The 2,175-nt window shown below is 56.4% G+C and carries 1 protein-coding gene; it reads right to left on the bottom strand.

Annotation, left to right across the window (positions count from 1 at the left end; translation table 11 throughout):
* A partial coding sequence (gene glnE, locus ACTHUE_RS16385; RefSeq protein ID WP_440424000.1) for a bifunctional [glutamate--ammonia ligase]-adenylyl-L-tyrosine phosphorylase/[glutamate--ammonia-ligase] adenylyltransferase occupies positions 1-2,175 on the bottom strand: 2,175 nt, incomplete at both ends.

The raw sequence follows: 2,175 nt of genomic DNA, 5'->3' as shown, positions 1-2,175 counted from the left end.
GGGACTGGTGTTCCCACGTCCAGGCGTTTTCGCGCTGGTATTTTTCGAAGGCGGCGATGCTGTGGGCGAGGAAGCCGGCGTCGCCGTTGGGGCGCAGGCGCAGGTCGGTTTCGTAGAGGCTGCCTGCTCCGGTGGCGGCGGAAAGCCAGTTGGTCAGGCGGCGGGCAAGGCGGCTGTAAACGTCGCCTGCATCGGAATGCGGGTCGTCGTAAAGATAGACCAAGTCGAGGTCGGAGGAATAGCTGAGCTCTTTACCGCCCAGTTTGCCGTAGCCGATGATGGCAAATTGCGGCGTGTCGCGGTGTTTTTTGGGCATATCCGCCCACGCGCATGGCACAGCGGCGGCGAGGATGGTGTCGGCAAGTGCGGAGAGTTGATCGGAAAGTGATTCTACCGTCCACAATTCGGCAAGGTCTTGAACGGCGAGGCGGAAGACTTGGGCGTGTTGGAAATGGCGCAATGTGTCCATTTGCGCTTCAGTATCGCCGCCGCAGGCTTTGAGGTCGTTTGAAAGTGCGGCGGCAAGGGCCGGCCAGTCAAACGTGGTATCCAAAAGCTGGGCGCTGATGAGTTCGTCCAGCAGAATCGGGTATTTGCTCAGATACGCCGCCACCCATGAGCTTTGGCTCATGATTTGTGCCAGATGCGCCAAGGTTTGCGGATGTTCGTTAAGGAAGGCGAGATAGGCGGAGCGGCGGCTGATGTTTTCGAGGAAATCAAACAGCCGCATCAGCGTATCGGTCGGATTGGGTTGCTCGGCCGCCGCCTGTACGAACAGCGGCACAATGGCGTCAAAACGCGGCTGGGCGTGTGCGGAGAGGTGGCGGTATTTATGACCGTGCCGGATTTGGTCTAGCCTTGCGGCGATGGTTTCGGCATCGAACCCGTGTTCTTTCAGACGGCCTTGCCGCTCTTCTTCGTCGGGCTTTTCCTGCCATACCCACTGCCATTCGCTATTGTCGGGGGTTTGTTCTTCGGGTTCGCTCAAAATTTCGTTGAACAACTGATTGACCTTGGTGCGGTGAATGTTGAGGTCGTCTGAAAAGGCGGCGTAGCTGTCGAAACCCATGCTTTCGGCGAGCAGTTGCTGCTGTTCGGGTGAGGCAGGCAGGGTTTGGGTTTGCTGGTCGTCCCAGTATTGCAGTCGGTGTTCGACGTCGCGCAGGAAGCGGTAGGCGGCAAGCAGGGTTTCGACGTTTTCAGACGGCATGATGCCCAGCTCGGCAAGTTTCTTCAGCGTTTCTTGCGTGCCTTTCAGTTGCAGCGCGCGCATTTGGCCGCCACGTATCATCTGGAAAATCTGGGCGATAAATTCAACTTCACGGATGCCGCCTGCGCCGAGTTTGATGTTGTCCGCCATGCCTTTTTTGCTAACTTCGCTGCGGATTTGGCGGTGCAAGTTGCGCATCGCTTCATACGCGCTGTAATCCAGATATTTGCGGAACACAAAGGGGCGTACCAGCGCTTTGATGTCGTTCGGATACGGCGTAACCACGCGGCCTTTGCACCACGCATAGCGTTCCCATTCGCGCCCTTGCGTAATCAAATATTGTTCCAGCGCGGTTTCACTCAACACCAGCGCGCCCGAATCGCCGTCCGGCCGCAGCCGCATATCGACGCGGAACACCTGCCCGTCGGCGGTGATGTCATTCAGCAGCGCAATCAATTTCTGCCCGACTTTGGTGAAAAACTCCTGATTGCCCCGTTCGCGCCTGCCGTCGGTGTCGCCCGATTCGGGATAGACGAAAATCAAGTCGATGTCGGAAGACACGTTCAACTCATAGCCGCCCGCCTTGCCCATCGCCACCACGCTCAAATACTGCGGCGATTTCGTATAACGCCCGATCGGCGTACCATACATATCCTGATAATAGGCGTAAGAAAAGTCTAACGCAGTATTCACGGCAAAATCGGCAAACAGCGTAATCGTACGGGTTACTTCGTTCAAATCGCTGATGCGGTTGATATCGCGCACGATAATCTGCGACACGACATAACGGCGCAACTCGCGCAACTGCCGCGCTAATTCTTCCTCGTTTTCTTCCGCGCGGATTTTGTCCCAATCGGCAAAAGCTTGAAAATCAGCTTCGGTCAACGCCTTGTCCAGCATAGGCAGGAAAATTTCGGGCTTGAGTTTGCCGGAATCAAGATTACGGGCGAGAAAAAGGGAATAAC

The sequence above is a fragment of the Neisseria sp. P0021.S005 genome (assembly GCF_051956955.1).
Note: the sequence above shows the minus strand (reverse complement) of the source record. Positions and strands in the feature narration are given on the sequence as shown.